The 15,738-nt window shown below is 73.2% G+C and carries 10 protein-coding genes; 8 read left to right on the forward strand and 2 right to left on the reverse strand.

Going from position 1 to position 15,738, the window contains the following annotated elements; all coding sequences use genetic code 11:
* Positions 1–86: 86 nt before the first annotated feature.
* Genes FHS22_RS31390 through FHS22_RS31410 form a run of 5 tightly spaced genes read left to right on the forward strand, consistent with a single transcriptional unit; the run spans position 87 to position 7,530 of the window.
* Positions 87–1,154: a glycosyltransferase gene (locus tag FHS22_RS31390; protein WP_184947782.1), complete on the forward strand. Its 1,068-nt coding sequence runs from the start codon at positions 87–89 to the stop codon at positions 1,152–1,154.
* Entirely contained in the window at positions 1,141–2,367 is a 1,227-nt protein-coding gene (locus FHS22_RS31395) for a carboxylate--amine ligase (protein ID WP_184947783.1), read from the forward strand. The genes FHS22_RS31390 and FHS22_RS31395 overlap by 14 nt, the downstream gene beginning before the upstream one ends.
* Entirely contained in the window at positions 2,364–5,909 is a 3,546-nt protein-coding gene (locus tag FHS22_RS31400; RefSeq protein ID WP_184947785.1) for a hypothetical protein, read from the forward strand. The genes FHS22_RS31395 and FHS22_RS31400 overlap by 4 nt, the downstream gene beginning before the upstream one ends.
* Entirely contained in the window at positions 5,906–6,478 is a 573-nt protein-coding gene (locus FHS22_RS39420; protein WP_184947787.1) for a LamG-like jellyroll fold domain-containing protein, read from the forward strand. The genes FHS22_RS31400 and FHS22_RS39420 overlap by 4 nt, the downstream gene beginning before the upstream one ends.
* Positions 6,460–7,530 carry an amidohydrolase family protein gene (locus FHS22_RS31410; protein WP_184947789.1) on the forward strand — a complete coding sequence of 357 codons (1,071 nt, stop codon included), beginning with the start codon at positions 6,460–6,462 and terminating at the stop codon, positions 7,528–7,530. Before FHS22_RS39420 ends, FHS22_RS31410 begins: the two co-directional genes overlap by 19 nt.
* On the opposite strand, the gene FHS22_RS31415 is transcribed toward FHS22_RS31410, so the two are convergent.
* Positions 7,502–7,915: a hypothetical protein gene (locus tag FHS22_RS31415; protein ID WP_184947791.1), complete on the reverse strand. Its 414-nt coding sequence runs from the start codon at positions 7,913–7,915 to the stop codon at positions 7,502–7,504. The two genes, FHS22_RS31410 and FHS22_RS31415, sit on opposite strands and share 29 nt — an antisense overlap.
* A gap of 81 nt (positions 7,916–7,996) precedes the next feature.
* Here FHS22_RS31415 and FHS22_RS31420 point away from each other — a divergent pair, with 81 nt between their 5' ends.
* From FHS22_RS31420 to FHS22_RS31430, 3 genes are all read left to right on the forward strand, one after another.
* Positions 7,997–9,508, forward strand: a complete 1,512-nt coding sequence (locus tag FHS22_RS31420) for an asparagine synthetase B family protein (protein WP_184947793.1) — start codon at positions 7,997–7,999, stop codon at positions 9,506–9,508.
* 163 nt (positions 9,509–9,671) lie between these two features.
* Positions 9,672–13,379, forward strand: a complete 3,708-nt coding sequence (metH, locus tag FHS22_RS31425; RefSeq protein ID WP_184947795.1) for a methionine synthase — start codon at positions 9,672–9,674, stop codon at positions 13,377–13,379.
* A gap of 117 nt (positions 13,380–13,496) precedes the next feature.
* Positions 13,497–14,651: a methyltransferase gene (locus FHS22_RS31430; RefSeq protein WP_184947796.1), complete on the forward strand. Its 1,155-nt coding sequence runs from the start codon at positions 13,497–13,499 to the stop codon at positions 14,649–14,651.
* Between the two features lie 94 nt (positions 14,652–14,745).
* Here FHS22_RS31430 and FHS22_RS31435 read toward each other — a convergent pair whose 3' ends face one another.
* Positions 14,746–15,654, reverse strand: coding sequence for an extracellular catalytic domain type 1 short-chain-length polyhydroxyalkanoate depolymerase (locus tag FHS22_RS31435; protein ID WP_221474359.1), 909 nt, complete (start codon positions 15,652–15,654; stop codon positions 14,746–14,748).
* Positions 15,655–15,738: the final 84 nt, after the last annotated feature.

Below are 15,738 nucleotides of genomic sequence, written 5' to 3' on the forward strand. Positions count from 1 at the left end.
GGAAGCCGATTCTGTGATCCAATGGAGGGTCCGCGCCCCTCGCGCGGCCCCTCACCCCTGGACGGCGTATGGCGATCGTTCACGTAGTGGACCGAGTGAAGGCGGGCCACGGCCGGGGGTTGAGCGCACTGGCGCTCGTCCGGGCCCAGCACCGGGCGGGGTGGAACGTGAGGCTGCTGGTCAGCGGGGTGCGCGACCCGGCGCTCCTGCCCGAGGGCCCCGCCGGTGAGGCGTTGTTCGATGACCGCACGGTGGACGTCTACCGGCGGGTCGAGGCGGTGGACCGGGTGGCGGCGGCGCTCGAGGTGAGGACCCGCCCAGGGGACGTCATCGTCAGTCACGAGGGCGTCGATCTGGCGGCCGCATGCCGGCTGAGGGGCCGCAGGGTCGTCGCGGCGGTCCACTCCGATCCCGGTGCCTGCCTGGGCTACCTGCCCCTGCCGGATCTGCGGGCGGCCGTCCGCCGGACCGATCACTGGGTCGCCTGGGGCAGGGCCGTTGCGGCGGGCCTCCACGATTCCCTGTCGGTCTTACCGGCCAGGACCACCGTGAGCGCCCAGGCCGTGGAGCCGGGCGGCCCCCGCCCGGTGCCCCTGCCGGGATCTCCGGCCTGCCTGAGCGTCGCGCGGGTGCACCCGGTGAAGAACCACGGGTTCATGCTCGAGGCGTGCGCCGTCCTGGCGGAGCGGTCACCGGGCACGCACTGGCACATGGTCGGAGGCTGCGACGATTCGGCCTATCTCCGGCGCCTCCGCAGGAACGCCGAGCGGCTGGGCGTCAGCCAGCGGATCACCTGGCACGGATACCGCGACGACGCGGGGGCGATGATGCTCGGCAGCGACGTCACCGTGCTGGCCTCGCACAGTGAGGGCGTGCCGCGGGCCATCCAGGAGGCGATGGCGCTCGGCGTGCCGACGGTGATGCCCGGGTCCCTGGCCCGGGACCTCCTCCACGCCGGGTTGCCGGTGACCTATGAACCGGACGGGCCGGAGGCGCTGGCGCGGGCCGTCGAGGCCGCCCGCCTCGTCGGAACCGACCGGCTGGCGGCCGCCGCCGCCTGGACCGGCCGGACCTGGGCGTGGAGCCGGGTTCTCGGCGACTGGGCCCGTGTTCTGTCCCGGATCGGGGAGGAGGTCCCGGTTGCAGTCCTTTGACACCTCGGTTCCCGCACTGGTGCTGAAAGTCGGTGAGTACGCGCTCCACCACGGCGGGCTGGCCGTCGCCCGCACGCTCGGCCGCCTGGGCATCCCCGTCTACGGCGTCCACGAGGACCGGTTCTCGCCCGCCGGTCTGTCGCGTTACGCCACCGGGCGGTTCGTGTGGCGGACCGGTGACCAGCGTCACTACCGGCGCCAGCTGCTGGACGGCATGGGCATGGTGGCCGAGCGGATCGGCCGCCCCGCCGTCCTGATCCCGACCGATGACCACGCCGCGCTGTTCGCCGCCGAGCACGCCGAGGTCCTGCGGGACCGGTTCCTCATCCCCGCGCAGGCGGCCTCCCTCGTCCGAGGGGTGATCGACAAGGCCGAGCTGCACGCGCGCTGCCGCGCCCTCGGCTTCGCCGTCCCCGAGGCCACCACGGTCACCGGGGCGGACGGTCTCGCGTCGTTCGCCAGGACGGCGGCGTTCCCGGTGGTGGCGAAGCGGGCGGTGCCGCTCCTCCTCCCCGACGGACGCCGTGCGCGCAGCACCAGGATCGTCCGGGGACTCGGGGAGCTGCTGCGGCTCGACGTCTCGTCCGCACTGCTGCTCCAGGAGCACATCCCCGCCGAGCACGGCGAGGACTGGCTGTTCCACGGGTACTGTGACGCGAGGTCGGAGTGCCCGGTGGCCTTCACCGGCCGGAAGCTCCGTTCGTTCCCGCCCGGCGCGGGCGAGACCGCGCTCGGCCGGTCGGAGCGGAACCCCGCCCTGGAGCACCAGGCGAGGTCGCTGCTGCGCGAGCTCGGCTACCGCGGCCCGGTGAGCATGGACTACCGGTTCGACAGGAGAGACGGCCGGTACAAACTGCTCGACCTCAACCCCCGTGTCGGAGCGATCTTCCGGCTCTTCGCGACGGATTCGGGCCTGGACGTGGTCCGTGCCCTGCACCTCGATCTGACCGGGAGACCGGTGGTCGCCGGAGAACCGGTTGACGGCCGGGTCGTGATGGTCGAAAGTAACGACGTGCGCTCAGCATGGTCGCTGCTAAGGGCTCGGAGGCTCACCCCTCATGAATGGTGGTCCTCGTGGCGGGCGATCCACGAGACGGCGTGGTTCGCCCCCGACGACCTGGTGCCGCCGCTCGTGGCCCTCGCGCGCGCAGTCGCTCCCCGGCGCAGGAGAGCGGGCTCCGCACCGCCCCGCTACCTGCCGGGACGCGCATGAGCACCACCGTCCGGGCAGAGGGGGCGGGTGCGATCGCGATCGGCGGCGACGCCATCAACAGCATCTTCGTCACGGGCGGCGCCAACCAGTTCTTCATCGGTCAGTATGAGCGGCTGGTGGAGGCCTATCTGAACCCCAGGGCGCTGTACCGCGAACTGCGGCTCGACCAGTTCACCGGACGGGCCTGGCTGCTACGGGCGATCGACGACTTTCTCGCCACGAACGACCGCGGCTATCTCGTGATCGAGGCCGAAGCGGGCATGGGCAAGACCGCCTTCATGGCCTGGCTCGCGCGTGAACGACGCTACGTGCACCATTTCGTACGGCTCATGCCCGACGCCAACGACGTCGGGGTCGCGCTCCGGAACATGGCGGCACAGCTGATCCGCGCCTGGGACCTTCAGCCGATGGCGGTCGGCGGGGTGCTCCCCGCCAGCGCGTCCCGCCCCGACTTCTTCGAGGAGGTCGTCTACGAGGCGGCCGGGAAACGGGACGAGATCCGGCCGGGCGAGCCGATCGTCATCGTCGTGGACGGGCTGAACGAGACCGCTGCCCCTCCCGGCCGGAACCCGCTCGCCCTCCCGGTGGAGCTGCCCGAAGGCGTCTACGTCGTGGTCTCGCAGCGCACGGTGCACATCCCGCTCGCCGTGGCGACCCCGCGCCGGGTGCTCAGGATCCGGGCGGGCAGCCCCGAGAACCTCGCCGACCTCCGCGCCTACCTGGAGACCGCGGTCACGGAACCCGCCCTGGCCGCGCGTCTGGCGGACGCCGGCGTCGCCCCGCAGGACCTCGTCCGGCAGCTGGTGACCCGCAGCGCCGGGGTCTGGCTGGTGCTGCGTTATGTGCTCGCGGAACTGCGCAACGGAACGCGGACGCCGGATGACCTGGGATCACTGCCCGTCGGTCTCTGGCACTACTACGCGCGCTTCTGGAGCGAATGGCAGCGCACCCACGAGGACACCTGGCCAGAGATGGACCTGCCGCTGCTCGTCACGCTCACGGCCGTTCAGGAACCGCTGACCCTCGACGCGCTGTGCCGGTTGAGCGGGTTCCCGGACTCCGAGCGCGCGGCGAGACTCGTCGGCGACGCCTGGCGTCCCTTCCTCCAGGTCGAGGAAGGGACGCAGGAACGGTACGCGGCCTTCCACGACAGCTTGGGCGAGTTCGTGGCGGGAAAGATCGACTCCAGCGCCCTCACCAGTGCCGAACGGCCGTTCGTCGCGCGGTTGTCCGCAGCTCAGCGAGAGGCGCACGATCGCATCGCCGAGCGCTACCTGACCGCCTGGGGCGGCCTGGAGGGCGGGCTCCCCGGACTCCGCGGCGAGGTTGCGGACATGGACGGCGGCTACGGCCTGCGGCATGTCGTCCACCACCTCGCGGCCGCCGGGGCGGACGCCGTCCTCCACCGTCTGATGGAGCTGGAATGGCCGAGGGAGGAGGCCGTCGACCCCGTGGACGCCTCTCCCGCGGCCAACGCCTGGTACGAGGTCCACCGGGCCCGCCGCACGTTCGCCGGGTACGCCCTGGACGTCCGGCGAGCCTGGGCGCGGGCCGAGAGGAGCGGGACGCTCGCCCTGGAGCTGCGCTACGCGCTCGTCGCCGCCTCGGTCAACAGCATGGCCGGGAACGTTCCGAGCGAGTTGCTCCTGCTCCTCGTCGACAACGGCGTCGCCACGGCGGGGCAGGCCCTGGAACTGGCACGGGGGATCACCGAGCCCCAGGCCCGCGCCGAAGCCCTCACCGCCCTCCTGCCCGTGCTGACCGGCGAGACCCGTGCCGAAACGGTGCGCGAGGCCCTCGCCAGCGTGCAGCTCGTCCCGGACGGCTACTGGCGCGCGGGCGAGCTGGTTCGGCTGGCCCCCGCCGCAGGGCCCGACCACCGGGACGACCTGCTTCGCATCGCGACCGGCCTCAGCCGGGACTACGACCGCTCCATCTCGCTGCGTTTCCTGTCGGCGGAACCGGAGCGGCGCACCACGGAACCCGTTCCCACGGCTTTCAGCTTCGATCCGGCCGACCCCCAGGTGTTCGCCGCCCAGTACCTCCAGCGGACGCGCAGGGGAGTGGCGACCCTCCTGCAGGGCATAGGCGCGGACCCCGGTGAGGAGACCTCCGCCCACCGGCACGTAGCGGCCAGCCGCTTCGTCCGGGACCCCCGCTGGCGCGCCGAACTCCTGACGGCCTCGGCGCACACCGCGCCCAGCGACGCCCGTGGTGACATCCTCAGGGCGGCGCTGAGCATCTCCCTGATGGCCGGTGACCGGGACGCCCTGAACGCCGCTCTCGCCTCGGTCGCCGCCCGCCTGGCCGCGGCCGGTGACGTCCCGGCCGCACTCGCCTGCATCTCGGAGATACGCGACCCGGAGGGCCTGACCCGGGCGCTCTTCGCCGTCTCCGCCCAGGCTCCGCCCCCGCAGCGCGCGGAGATCACCCGCCGCGCCGCCGGGACGGCAGGCAGGATCGCCGACCCGGCGGTCCGCGGGCAGATACTCCGCCAGCACGCGGCCCAGCTGGAAGGCGACCTCGACGACCTCCTCGGATCACTCGGCGCCGACTGGCGCGCATCGGTGTGGGCCGCGATGGGAGAGCGGAACCACGACGAGGACCTGCTGGCCAAGGCGCTCTCCACCGCCGTCGCCGCCACCGAGCCGGGACGGGCGAGGGTCATCGCCGAACTGATCCCCCACCTCCCCTCCCCGCTCCTCGCCACCGCCCACGCCGCCGTCGGCGCCCTCGAAGACCCCGAACAGCGCGACCACGGCATGACCGTCCTCGCCGCCCGCATGGGCGGTCTCGCCCGGCTCGGCGACCTGGACGGGATCGTCTCGTCGATTTCGGACGCGCACTGGCTCACGGAGGCGCTGTACCGGGCCGGGTGCGGGCTCGCAGCGGCCGGACAGGACGGCCCGGCGGCGCTGATCGCCGCCCGGATAGCGTCGCCGCCGCACAGGGCCGAGGTGCTCGCGCGGGCCGGGCGGCCTGCCGAGGCGTTCGCGGTGGCCGACGGCTCGGCGGACCCGGGCGAGCGGATCGCCGTCCTGCTCCGGATCGGGGAGACGGGTGACCAGGACCGGGACGGCATCGCCCACGCGCGGACGGCACTCGCCGACGTCGGCGATCCGGTGCTGCTGGCTCCGCTGGCCAACGCGGTCAGCCTCGCCCTGGCCGAGTCCGGGCGCCCGGAGGCGGCGCTCGACGTCGTCAGGATGCTGCCGGAGGAGAAGCGCGCCGCGGCGCTGGCCCCGCTGGCGCCGTACGCGGGAGACGCCGTGGGCGAGGCCGCGGGGCTCGCGCGGACGCTGCGCGATCCCGTCAGCCGGGCCCGCGTGCTCGCGGGACTGATGGGACCGCTGGTCGCGTCGGGAGCGCCGGACATCCAGGGCCATCTCCGTGAAACACTGCGCACGCTCGCCACGGGAACCCGGGCGCAGCTTCTCGAGGCGGTCCCGGACCTGCTGCCGGGGCTGGTGGAAGCGGCCGGCCTCCAGGGCCTGGCGGATCTGGGCGCGGCGATCACCTCGGCACACCGGTGGTGGCCGTGACCCCCGGCTTCGAGCTGGTCGTCCACCACCGGTACGGGTCGGGGAGCTGCGCCGACCTCTCCGGGTACGCCAACGACGGGCACGCGACGGCGGGGACGGCGGGAGCCGAAGGGATGCCGTTCGACGGCCGGAGCACCCGCGTCGTGGTGTTCCCCGCGCTGAGCCTCACCGACCTCGGGGGCATCCGGGCCCGGGCGCGGGTGCAGGTCGACGAGCTGGACGACCGGCGAACGATCATGGAGGGCTACCTCTCGTTCTCGTTCTCGGTCGAACCCGACGGAGCGCTCTCCGGAAGCGTCTACACGGGCCTCGAATGGCACCTGATCAGGACAGGCCCGGGGGTGGTTCCCCGGCACCGCTGGATCGACGTGGGTTTCGTCTACGACGGACGGGATTCCGCGTCCCTCTCCCTGGACGGCCGGGTGGTGGCCTCCCGCCACGCGGACTTCGGCAGGATGGGCGGCGTCGAGTGGCCCTACGGGCTGAACATCGGCGCGTGGCCGGACGAGGCCGCCCGTGTCTTCAGCGGACGTATGGCGGAGGTCTGGTTGTGGCGGCTGAGTCGCTGAGACTGGAGGACTACGCGCCGCGGTCCGAGCTGGTCGTCCCCGAGACATCGGTGACGCGTCCGCGTTTCCCGGTGATCGACGCCCACAGCCATCTGGGCACGGAGTTCGGCGGCGGCTGGGACCGCCGCCCGGTCGGCGAACTGCTGGACGTCCTGGACGCGTCAGGTGTGGAACGCCTCGTCGACCTCGACGGCGGCTGGGACGAGGAGGTGCTCGACCGGCATCTGGCACTGTTCAAGGAGGCCGCCCCTGAGCGTTTCGCCTGTTTCGGCGGTGTCGACTGGCAGGCCTGGCCGGAACTGGGCAACCGGTTCCCCGAGTGGGCCGCCGACCGGCTGGCCGCGCAGGTCCGCAGGGGCGCCCAGGGACTCAAGATCTGGAAGCCGTTCGGCCTGTCCGTGGCCGATCAGCGCGGGTGCCGGGTGGCGGTCGACGACCACCGGCTCGACGTCCTCTGGGCGACCGCGGCCGAGCTCGGCGTGCCGGTGGTCATCCACGTCGCCGACCCCGTCGCCTTCTTCCGCCCCATGGACGAGCGCAACGAACGCTACGAGCTGCTGCGTGAGAACCCGCAGTGGCACGCGCTCCGGCCGGGGTTCCCCCCGTTCGAAACCGTGGTCGGTGAGCTGGCCTCGCTGGTCGCCCGGCACCGTTCGACGGTTTTCGTCGGGGCCCACGTGGGCTGCTACGCCGAGAACCTCGCGTGGGTGAGCGTGCTCCTCGACCGGTGCCCGAACTTCTACGTGGACCTGGCGGCACGCCTAGACGAGCTGGCGCGGCAGCCGTACACCGCCAGGCGGTTCGTCGTCCGGCATCAGGACCGGGTGGTGTTCGGCACGGACTGGCCCGCCGACGTGGGGATGTACCGTACCCACTACCGGTTCCTGGAGACCGATGACGAGCACTTCCCCGGCCCGGGAGGGGACCGCCCGGGGAAGAGCTGGCGGCTGACCGGGCTCCACCTGCCGGACGACGTCCTGGCGAAGGTCTACCGGGACAACGCCCTCCGCCTGCTGGGGCCCGCTAGTCCGCGGAGCGCGTCGTGGTCGTGATCCTGCTGCCCGACACGTCCCGCCCGATCGCGACGGAACCCTGGCCGCTCGCCGTCACCGTCGTCACGGTTCCCGCGACCCCGGCGGACCTGGCCTCGTCGAAGATCCGCCCGATCTCCGCCGCCAGCCCGGGATCCTCCGCGAGCAGCTTCTTCAGCTGGACCTTCAGGACGGTCCGGAGCTCCTCGTCGTCGGGGTTCTCCGCCACGTCGTTGACGGCCTCGCTCGCCGCGGGCCTCTCCTCGACCCTGCCGCGCAGCCTTTCCCAGATCCTCTGGCCGAATCCGGGTCCTTCCTGCCCGCCGCCGTCTCCGGTTCCTGCGGCGATGTTCAGCAGCTGGGGCAGCAAAGGAGCGAGATACGAGACCAGCGCAGCGATGTCCATGTCCTACCCCACCGGATGGATTCGGCCTACGGCCATCCAGTCTACGCAGGCGCTCCGGCGCCCGGACAGGAGTTGGCGACGATGGCGGGAATCTTCGGGCACATCCGGTTCGGTGTCCCGGACCTCCCCGCCACCGCCACCGCCACCACCACCGCCTCCTTCGACGGCGACACCTCCGCCGTCTGGGATCCCCGCGGTCAGACCCTGCGCCTGACCTGCGACCGCCTGGGCTCGAACCCGCTGTACTACCACCTCACCGGGGACGGCGTGCTGTTCGCGTCCCGGCCGGAGGCGATCCTCGCCCACGTCGACCCGGTCCTCGACCTGGACGGCCTCCGCAAGGCCCTGGCCTTCACCCTCAGCGTTCCCGGCGTTCCCTGGAGCGGGATCTCCGGGGTCGCGCCGGGCACCACCACGACCGTCACCCCCTCCGGTGTGAGGACGGAGACCTACTGGAGACTGACGGCCCGCGAGCACACCGACGACCTCGCCACCACCGTGGCGAACATCCGGGACCTGCTCACCGACGCGGTGCGCAGCCGGCCCGTCCGCGCCGCGCTGCTCTCCGGCGGCCTCGACTCCAGTCTGCTCACCGCGCTCGCCGGAACCCGGCTTCACACCTACGACGTGGACTTCACCGGCTACGAGGACCACTTCACCGCAGATGACGAGCGCGCGGCCCCCGACGCCCCCTATGCCGCCGAGGCGGCGGCCCACCTGGGCACCCTCCACCGCACGGTCGGCCTGACCCCCGCCGCGCTCGCGGACCCGGACCTGCGCAGAACAGTGGTCCGCGCCTACGGGATCCCGCCCGGCTGGGGCGACCGGGACCGCTCCGCCTACCTGCTCTACCGCTCGGTCCGTGAGGACTTCCCGGGTGCGCTCTCGGGCGAGGCGGCCGACGAACTGTTCGGCGGCTACGCCGTGTTCTTCGATCCCGTGATCCACCGGGCCCGGACCTTCCCGTGGGTCGCGACCGGCTACACCACGTACGGGCCGGTCTCCGAGGCCCTGCGTCCGGAACTGCGGCTGGACCTCCCGGGCCACCTGGCCGGCGAGTACGCCCGTTCCGTCTCCGAAGTCGAGTGCCTCGACGGCGAGGACGAGGGCGAGCGGCGGATGCGGACCGTCGCCCACCTGTACCTGACCAGGGCGCTGCCGGTGCTCCTCACCCGCAAGGACCGTCTGAGCAGGGCGGCCGGGCTGGACGTCCGGCTGCCCTTCGCCGACCACCGGCTGGTCGAGTACGTCTACAACGTCCCGTGGTCGATGAAGACCTTCGACGGCCGGGAGAAGAGCCTGCTCCGCGCCGCCGCCCGCGGTCTGCTGCCGCCTTCGGTCCTGGGCCGCCTGAAGACCGCCTTCCCGTCGATCCGGCATCCCGCGTACTCGGCGGCGCTCGCGCGTCAGGCGGCCGAGCTCGCGGCCGAAGCCGGTCACGCCGTGTTCGCGATCGCGGACCGGTCCTGGCTCGGCGCCGTCGGGCGGCGGGACGCCCGCTCCATGCCGGCCCGGACCCGCAACACCCTGGAGTGGATCCTCAACCTGGCCGCCTGGCTGGAGCTGTACCGCCCGACGCTACGCCTGCCCTGACCCCTCCGGCGGGCCGCTTTGCCTCCGACTCGGAATCCCTACCTTGCCGTGGTGGATTTGGTACTCTTGGCGCCGGGCCGAGAGGCGCTGCAACGGGTTCACACCCGCCACGCTCGGTCTGCTCCGTTTTCGCGAAGGGCGCCTCCGACAACGGAGGTGACCGGTGGACGTATCCCTGAACCGCGGCGACACGGATGAGTGCGGTGGCCTGCGGCACACACCCGGCTCAAGGCAGGCGGCGCCGGGTGATAGGGCCCGCGCCCTCCGGGAACTGCTCGACCGGCGGATCGCGGTGCTCGACGGGGCCTGGGGCACGATGCTGCAGAACGCCGGGCTCACCCCGGCCGACTACCGCGGCGAGCGCTTCGGCGACCACCCGCGCGACGTGACCGGTGACCCGGACCTGCTGAACCTGACCCGCCCGGACGTCGTCCTCGACGTCCACCGGCGCTACCTCGCGGCCGGCGCGGACATCACCACCACGAACACGTTCACCGCGACGAGCATCGGCCAGGCGGACTACGGGCTGGAGCCGCTGGTGCGGGAGATGAACCTGCGGGGGGCCCAGCTCGCGCGCCAGGCCGCCGACGAGGCGGGCGGGCGGTTCGTCGCCGGCTCGGTCGGCCCGCTCAACGTCACGCTCTCCCTCTCGCCGAAGGTGGAGGACCCGGCGTTCCGCGCGGTCACGTTCGACGAGGTCCACGCCGCCTACGCCGAGCAGATCCGGGCGCTGGCCGAGGGCGGTGTCGACCTGCTGCTGATCGAGACGATCTTCGACACGCTCAACGCGAAGGCCGCCATCGCCGCGGCCCGCGACGTCGCCCCGGACCTGCCGCTGTGGATCTCGGTGACGATCGTCGACCTGAGCGGGCGCACGCTCTCCGGTCAGACCGCCGAGGCGTTCTGGCGGGCGGTCGAGCACGCCGACCCGCTGGTGGTGGGCCTGAACTGCTCCCTGGGCGCGGCGGAGATGCGCCCCTACGTCGCCGAGCTGTCGCGGGTGGCCGGGGTCTACACGGCCGCCCACCCCAACGCCGGGCTGCCCAACGCGTTCGGCGGCTACGACCAGACGCCGGAGGAGACCGCGCGGCTGCTCGGCGAGTTCGCCGAGTCCGGGATCGTGAACATCGCCGGAGGCTGCTGCGGAACGACGCCCGAGCACATCGAGCGGATCGCCGCCGCGGTCTCCGGCCTGACCCCGCGCCCGGTCCCGGCGCCGCCCGCGCGCACCCGCTTCAGCGGCCTGGAGCCCTTCGAGATCGGCGCGGACACCGGCTTCGTCATGATCGGGGAGCGCACCAACGTCACCGGCTCGGCGCGGTTCCGGCGCCTCATCGAGGCGGACGACCACCAGGGCGCCGTCGACGTCGCGCTGGAGCAGGTGCGCGGCGGCGCCAACCTGCTCGACGTCAACATGGACGCCGACCTGCTCGACAGCGAGCGGGCGATGACCACGTTCCTCAACCTGATCGCGACCGAGCCGGAGGTCGCCCGCATCCCAGTCATGATCGACAGCTCGCGGTGGAGCGTGCTGGAGGCCGGGCTCAAGTGCGTGCAGGGCAAGGGCGTCGTCAACTCCATCAGCCTCAAGGAGGGCGAGGGCCCGTTCCTGGAGCAGGCCCGGCGCATCCGCGACTACGGAGCCGGCGTCGTCGTCATGGCCTTCGACGAGCGGGGCCAGGCCGACACCGCCGAGCGCAAGGTGGAGATCTGCGCCCGCGCCTACGACCTGCTCACCCAGCAGGCGGGCTTCCCCGCCGAGGACATCATCTTCGACCCCAACGTGCTCGCCGTCGCCACCGGCATCGCCGAGCACGACGGCTACGCCAAGGCGTTCATCGACGCGCTCCCGCTCATCAAGGAGCGCTGCCCCGGGGCGCGGACCAGCGGCGGCATCTCCAACCTGTCGTTCTCCTTCCGCGGCAACGACGTCGTGCGCGAGGCGATGCACTCGGCCTTCCTGCTGCACGCCGTACGCGCCGGGCTGGACATGGGCATCGTCAACGCCGGCCAGCTCGCGGTCTACCAGGACATCCCCGCCGACCTGCTCGAACTCGTCGAGGACGTCATCTTCGACCGGCGGCCCGACGCCACCGACCGGCTCGTCGCGTTCGCCGAGACGGTCAGCGGGTCCGGCACCCGCCGTACCGTGGACCTGTCCTGGCGCGAGGCGCCGGTGGAGGAGCGTCTGGCGCACGCGCTCGTGCACGGCGTCGTCGACTTCGTCGAGGCCGACACCGAGGAGGCCCGGCAGCGGGCGGCGCGGCCCCTCGACGTGATCGAGGGGCCGCTCATGGACGGCATGAAGACCGTGGGCGACCTGTTCGGCGCGGGGAAGATGTTCCTGCCGCAGGTGGTCAAGAGCGCGCGGGTGATGAAGCGGGCGGTCGCCTATCTCGAGCCGTACATGGAGGCCGAGAAGGAGCGGGCGCTGAGGGAGGGGCGCGCCGAGACCGGGCGCGGCAACGGGAAGGTGGTGCTCGCCACCGTCAAGGGCGACGTGCACGACATCGGCAAGAACATCGTGGGCGTCGTGCTCGGCTGCAACAACTACGAGGTCGTCGACCTCGGCGTCATGGTCCCCGCGGCGCGGATCCTCGACACCGCGGTCGCCGAGGGCGCCGACGTCGTCGGGCTCTCCGGGCTGATCACCCCGTCGCTGGACGAGATGGCCGCCGTGGCCGCGGAGATGCAGCGCCGGGGGCTGAAGCTGCCGCTGCTGATCGGCGGCGCCACGACCTCGCGCCAGCACACCGCGGTGCGTATCGCCCCCGCCTACGACGGCTCCACGATCCACGTGCTCGACGCCTCCCGCGTCGCCGGTGTCGTCGCGGACCTGATGGACGCCGACCGGGCGGAGGCGCTGGACGCGGGCAACCGCACCGAGCAGGCGCGCCTGCGCGAGCAGCACGCGGCCAGGGAGCGCAGCCCCCTGCTGACCGTCGGACAAGCCCGCGCCAACCGCGAGCGGATCCCCTTCGGCGACCTGCCCGTGCCGGCCTTCACCGGCGTCCGCACCGTCCGCCCGGACCTGGAGACCCTGCGCGGGATGATCGACTGGCAGTTCCTCTTCCTCGCCTGGCAGCTCAAGGGCAAGTACCCGGCGATCCTCGACCAGCCGGTGGCCCGCGAGCTGTACGACGAGGCGAACACCCTGCTCGACCAGATCATCGCCGACGGATCGCTGCACGCCCAGGGCGCCTACGGCTTCTGGCCCGCGCGCTCCGAGGGCGACGACATCCTCCTCGACACCGGCTCGCCGGACGCTCCGGAGGCGCTCCGGCTGCCGATGCTGCGCCAGCAGACGGCCAAGCCCGAGGGCCGGGCCAACCGGTGCCTGGCGGACTACGTGGCTCCGGCCGGGGACCACCTCGGCGGGTTCGCCGTGGCCGTCCACGGGGCCGAGGACCTCGCCGCCGCCTTCGAGGCCCGGAACGACGACTACCGCGCGATCATGGTGAAGGCCCTGGCCGACCGGCTCGCCGAGGCGTTCGCCGAGCACATCCACCTCCAGGCGCGGCGCGACTGGTACGAGCCGGACGCCGATCCCGCGATCGAGGACCTGCACGCCGAGCGCTTCCGCGGCATCCGCCCCGCGCTCGGCTATCCCGCCTGCCCGGACCACAGCCAGAAGCAGGAACTGTTCGACCTGATCGGCGCCGGCAAGCTCGGCATGGCGCTGACCGAGTCCTTCGCGATGACGCCCGCCGCCAGCGTCAGCGGGCTGCTCTTCGCCCACCCGTCGTCGCGCTACTTCACGGTGGGCCGGCTCGGCAGGGACCAGGTCGAGGACTACGCCCTCCGGCGCGGTCTCGGCCTCGCCGAGGTCGAGCACTGGCTCCGGCCCAACCTCGCCTACGAGCCCCGGTGACCCGCGGCCGCGTCCGGTGCGGTGCCCGCTGACCAGGGCGACCGGTACGGCACGGCGGCCGCCGTACCGGCCCCGGGCCGCCCGCCGGGCCGGCGGGCTCGGCTAACCTGGGGCCCGATGAACCGCCTGACGACGCCCTGGGGCGAGCTCGACCTCGCCCGTTTCCCCGACGACCCCCGCGACCCGTTCCGCGCCTGGGACGCCGCCGACGAGTACCTGCTGCGGCACCTCGCAGGGATCGACACGGAGCCGGTGGACCTGTCGGGCACCGTGGTCGTGTCGGGCGACCGGTGGGGCGCGCTGGCCGCCGCGCTCGCCGGCCACCACCCTGTGCAGATCACCGACTCGTTCCTGACCCAGGAGGCGACCCGGGCGAACCTGAAGCGCAACGGGACCGACCCGGACGCGGTGCGGCTGCTGTCGACCAGGGACGCGCCGCCGGACCGGATCGACGTGCTGCTGGTCCGCGTGCCCAGGAGTCTGGCGCTCCTGGAGGACCAGCTGCACCGCCTGGCGCCCGCCGTGCACGCGGGCACCGTCGTGGCCGGCACGGGGATGGTCACCGAGATCCACACCTCGACGCTGCGGCTGTTCGAGCGGATCCTCGGGCCGACCAGGACGTCGCTGGCGGTGAAGAAGGCGCGGCTCGTCTTCTGCGCGCCGGACCCGGACCTGCCCAGGACCCCCAGCCCGTGGCCGCGGAGCTACGAGCTGCCCGCCAGCGTCGGGGCGGTCTCGGGCCGGACCGTCGTCAACCACGCGGGGGTCTTCTGCGCCGACCGCCTCGACGTCGGGACCCGGTTCCTCCTGCGCCACCTGCCCCGCCGCCGCGGCCCCGAGCGGGTGGTGGACCTGGGCTGCGGCAACGGGGTCGTCGGCACGGCCGCGGCGCTGGCCAACGGCGAGGCCGAGGTGCTGTTCGTCGACGAGTCCCACCAGGCGGTGGCCTCGGCGCGGGCCACCTTCGGGGCGAACCTCGGCCCGGACGCGGCGGCCGAGTTCCGGGTGGGCGACGGCCTGTCGGGCGTGCCGGCGGGGACGGTGGACCTGGTGCTCAACAACCCGCCGTTCCACAGCCACCGGGGCACGACCGACGCGACGGCCTGGCGGATGTTCACCGGGTCGCGCGCCGCGCTGCGCCGCGGGGGAGAGCTGTGGGTCATCGGCAACCGGCACCTCGGCTACCACGTGAAGCTGCGCCGGATCTTCGGCAACTGCGAGGTCGTCGCGAGCGACCCGAAGTTCGTCCTCCTGCGCGCCGTCAAGAACTGACGGCCGCGGAGCACCGGAGGCCGGCCGGCGAGTGCTCCGCCCGTCCTCCCCTCCCCGCGCGGCCGGTGGCGGGGCCGTACGGCCCGCGCCGGGATCAAGACCTGGGGTGGGCGGCGAAGAACCGCCAGATGACGGCGGTGGCGTCGAGGGCCGCCGACGGGGGATCGGCCCGCTCGCGGACGACCTCGCCGCCCGGCCACTGGTGCCCCGCCCCCTCGACGGTGATCAGTTCGACGGCGCGGCCGCGCGGGCACCTGGCGCGTTCGACGGTGACCGGTCCCGACCGGGAGACGGAGGGACGGCCGCAGTCGCCGGTCGCGCGCCAGCCGGCGACGACCTCCCGCACCGGAGGCCCGTCGATCCTGGCGAACCCGGCGCCGGGGGCGCCGTCGAACCGCACGGCCTCGTCGGCCAGGCCGTGGACGTGGACGACCGAGAGGGGCGCGGGCGCGCGGCAGGCGCCCATCCGGGTCGCGGCCACCGGACCGGCCGCCGCGAAGACCGCGGTGTCGCAGGCCAGCCGGTAGGCCATCATGCCGCCGTTGGAGATCCCCGTCACGTACACCCGCCGGGGGTCGGTCCCCAGCCTCCGGCCGATCTCCGCGACCATCCGGCCGACGAAGGCGACGTCGTCCACCCGTTCCCGGCCCGGCCTGCCGCAGCAGCCGCCGCCGGCGTTCCACGCCCTGCCGTACCCGTCGGGGTAGGCGACGGCGAAACCCCGCAGGTCGGCCTCGGCGTTCCACCCGTAGGAGCGCTCCGCCTGCCGCGCCGAGCCGAAGCCGCCGTGCAGCATCACCACCAGCGGAGCCTTCGCCGGGAGCGACGCGGGCCGGTAGAGCCGGTAGCCGCGCTCCCGCCCGTCGACCGTGATCGTGTGGACGGTGGTCCTTCCCTCGCCTGCGGCGCGGGTCGCCGTCTCCGCCGCGGCGCCGCTTCCCGCGGTGCACACCACGGCCAGTACGGCGAACACCGCCGCCGCACCCGCACGGATCATCCGCATGCCCGAACTCCCTTCCCTCGATGGACGACAGCCGGCAGTGAACCCGATCTTCTTGGCAAATTCATGAGATCCCGGTGCATGCTG

This window comes from Thiemannella venezuelensis, from assembly GCF_014203605.1.
Classification (GTDB): Bacteria; Actinomycetota; Actinomycetes; order Streptosporangiales; family Streptosporangiaceae; genus Planomonospora_A; species Planomonospora_A venezuelensis.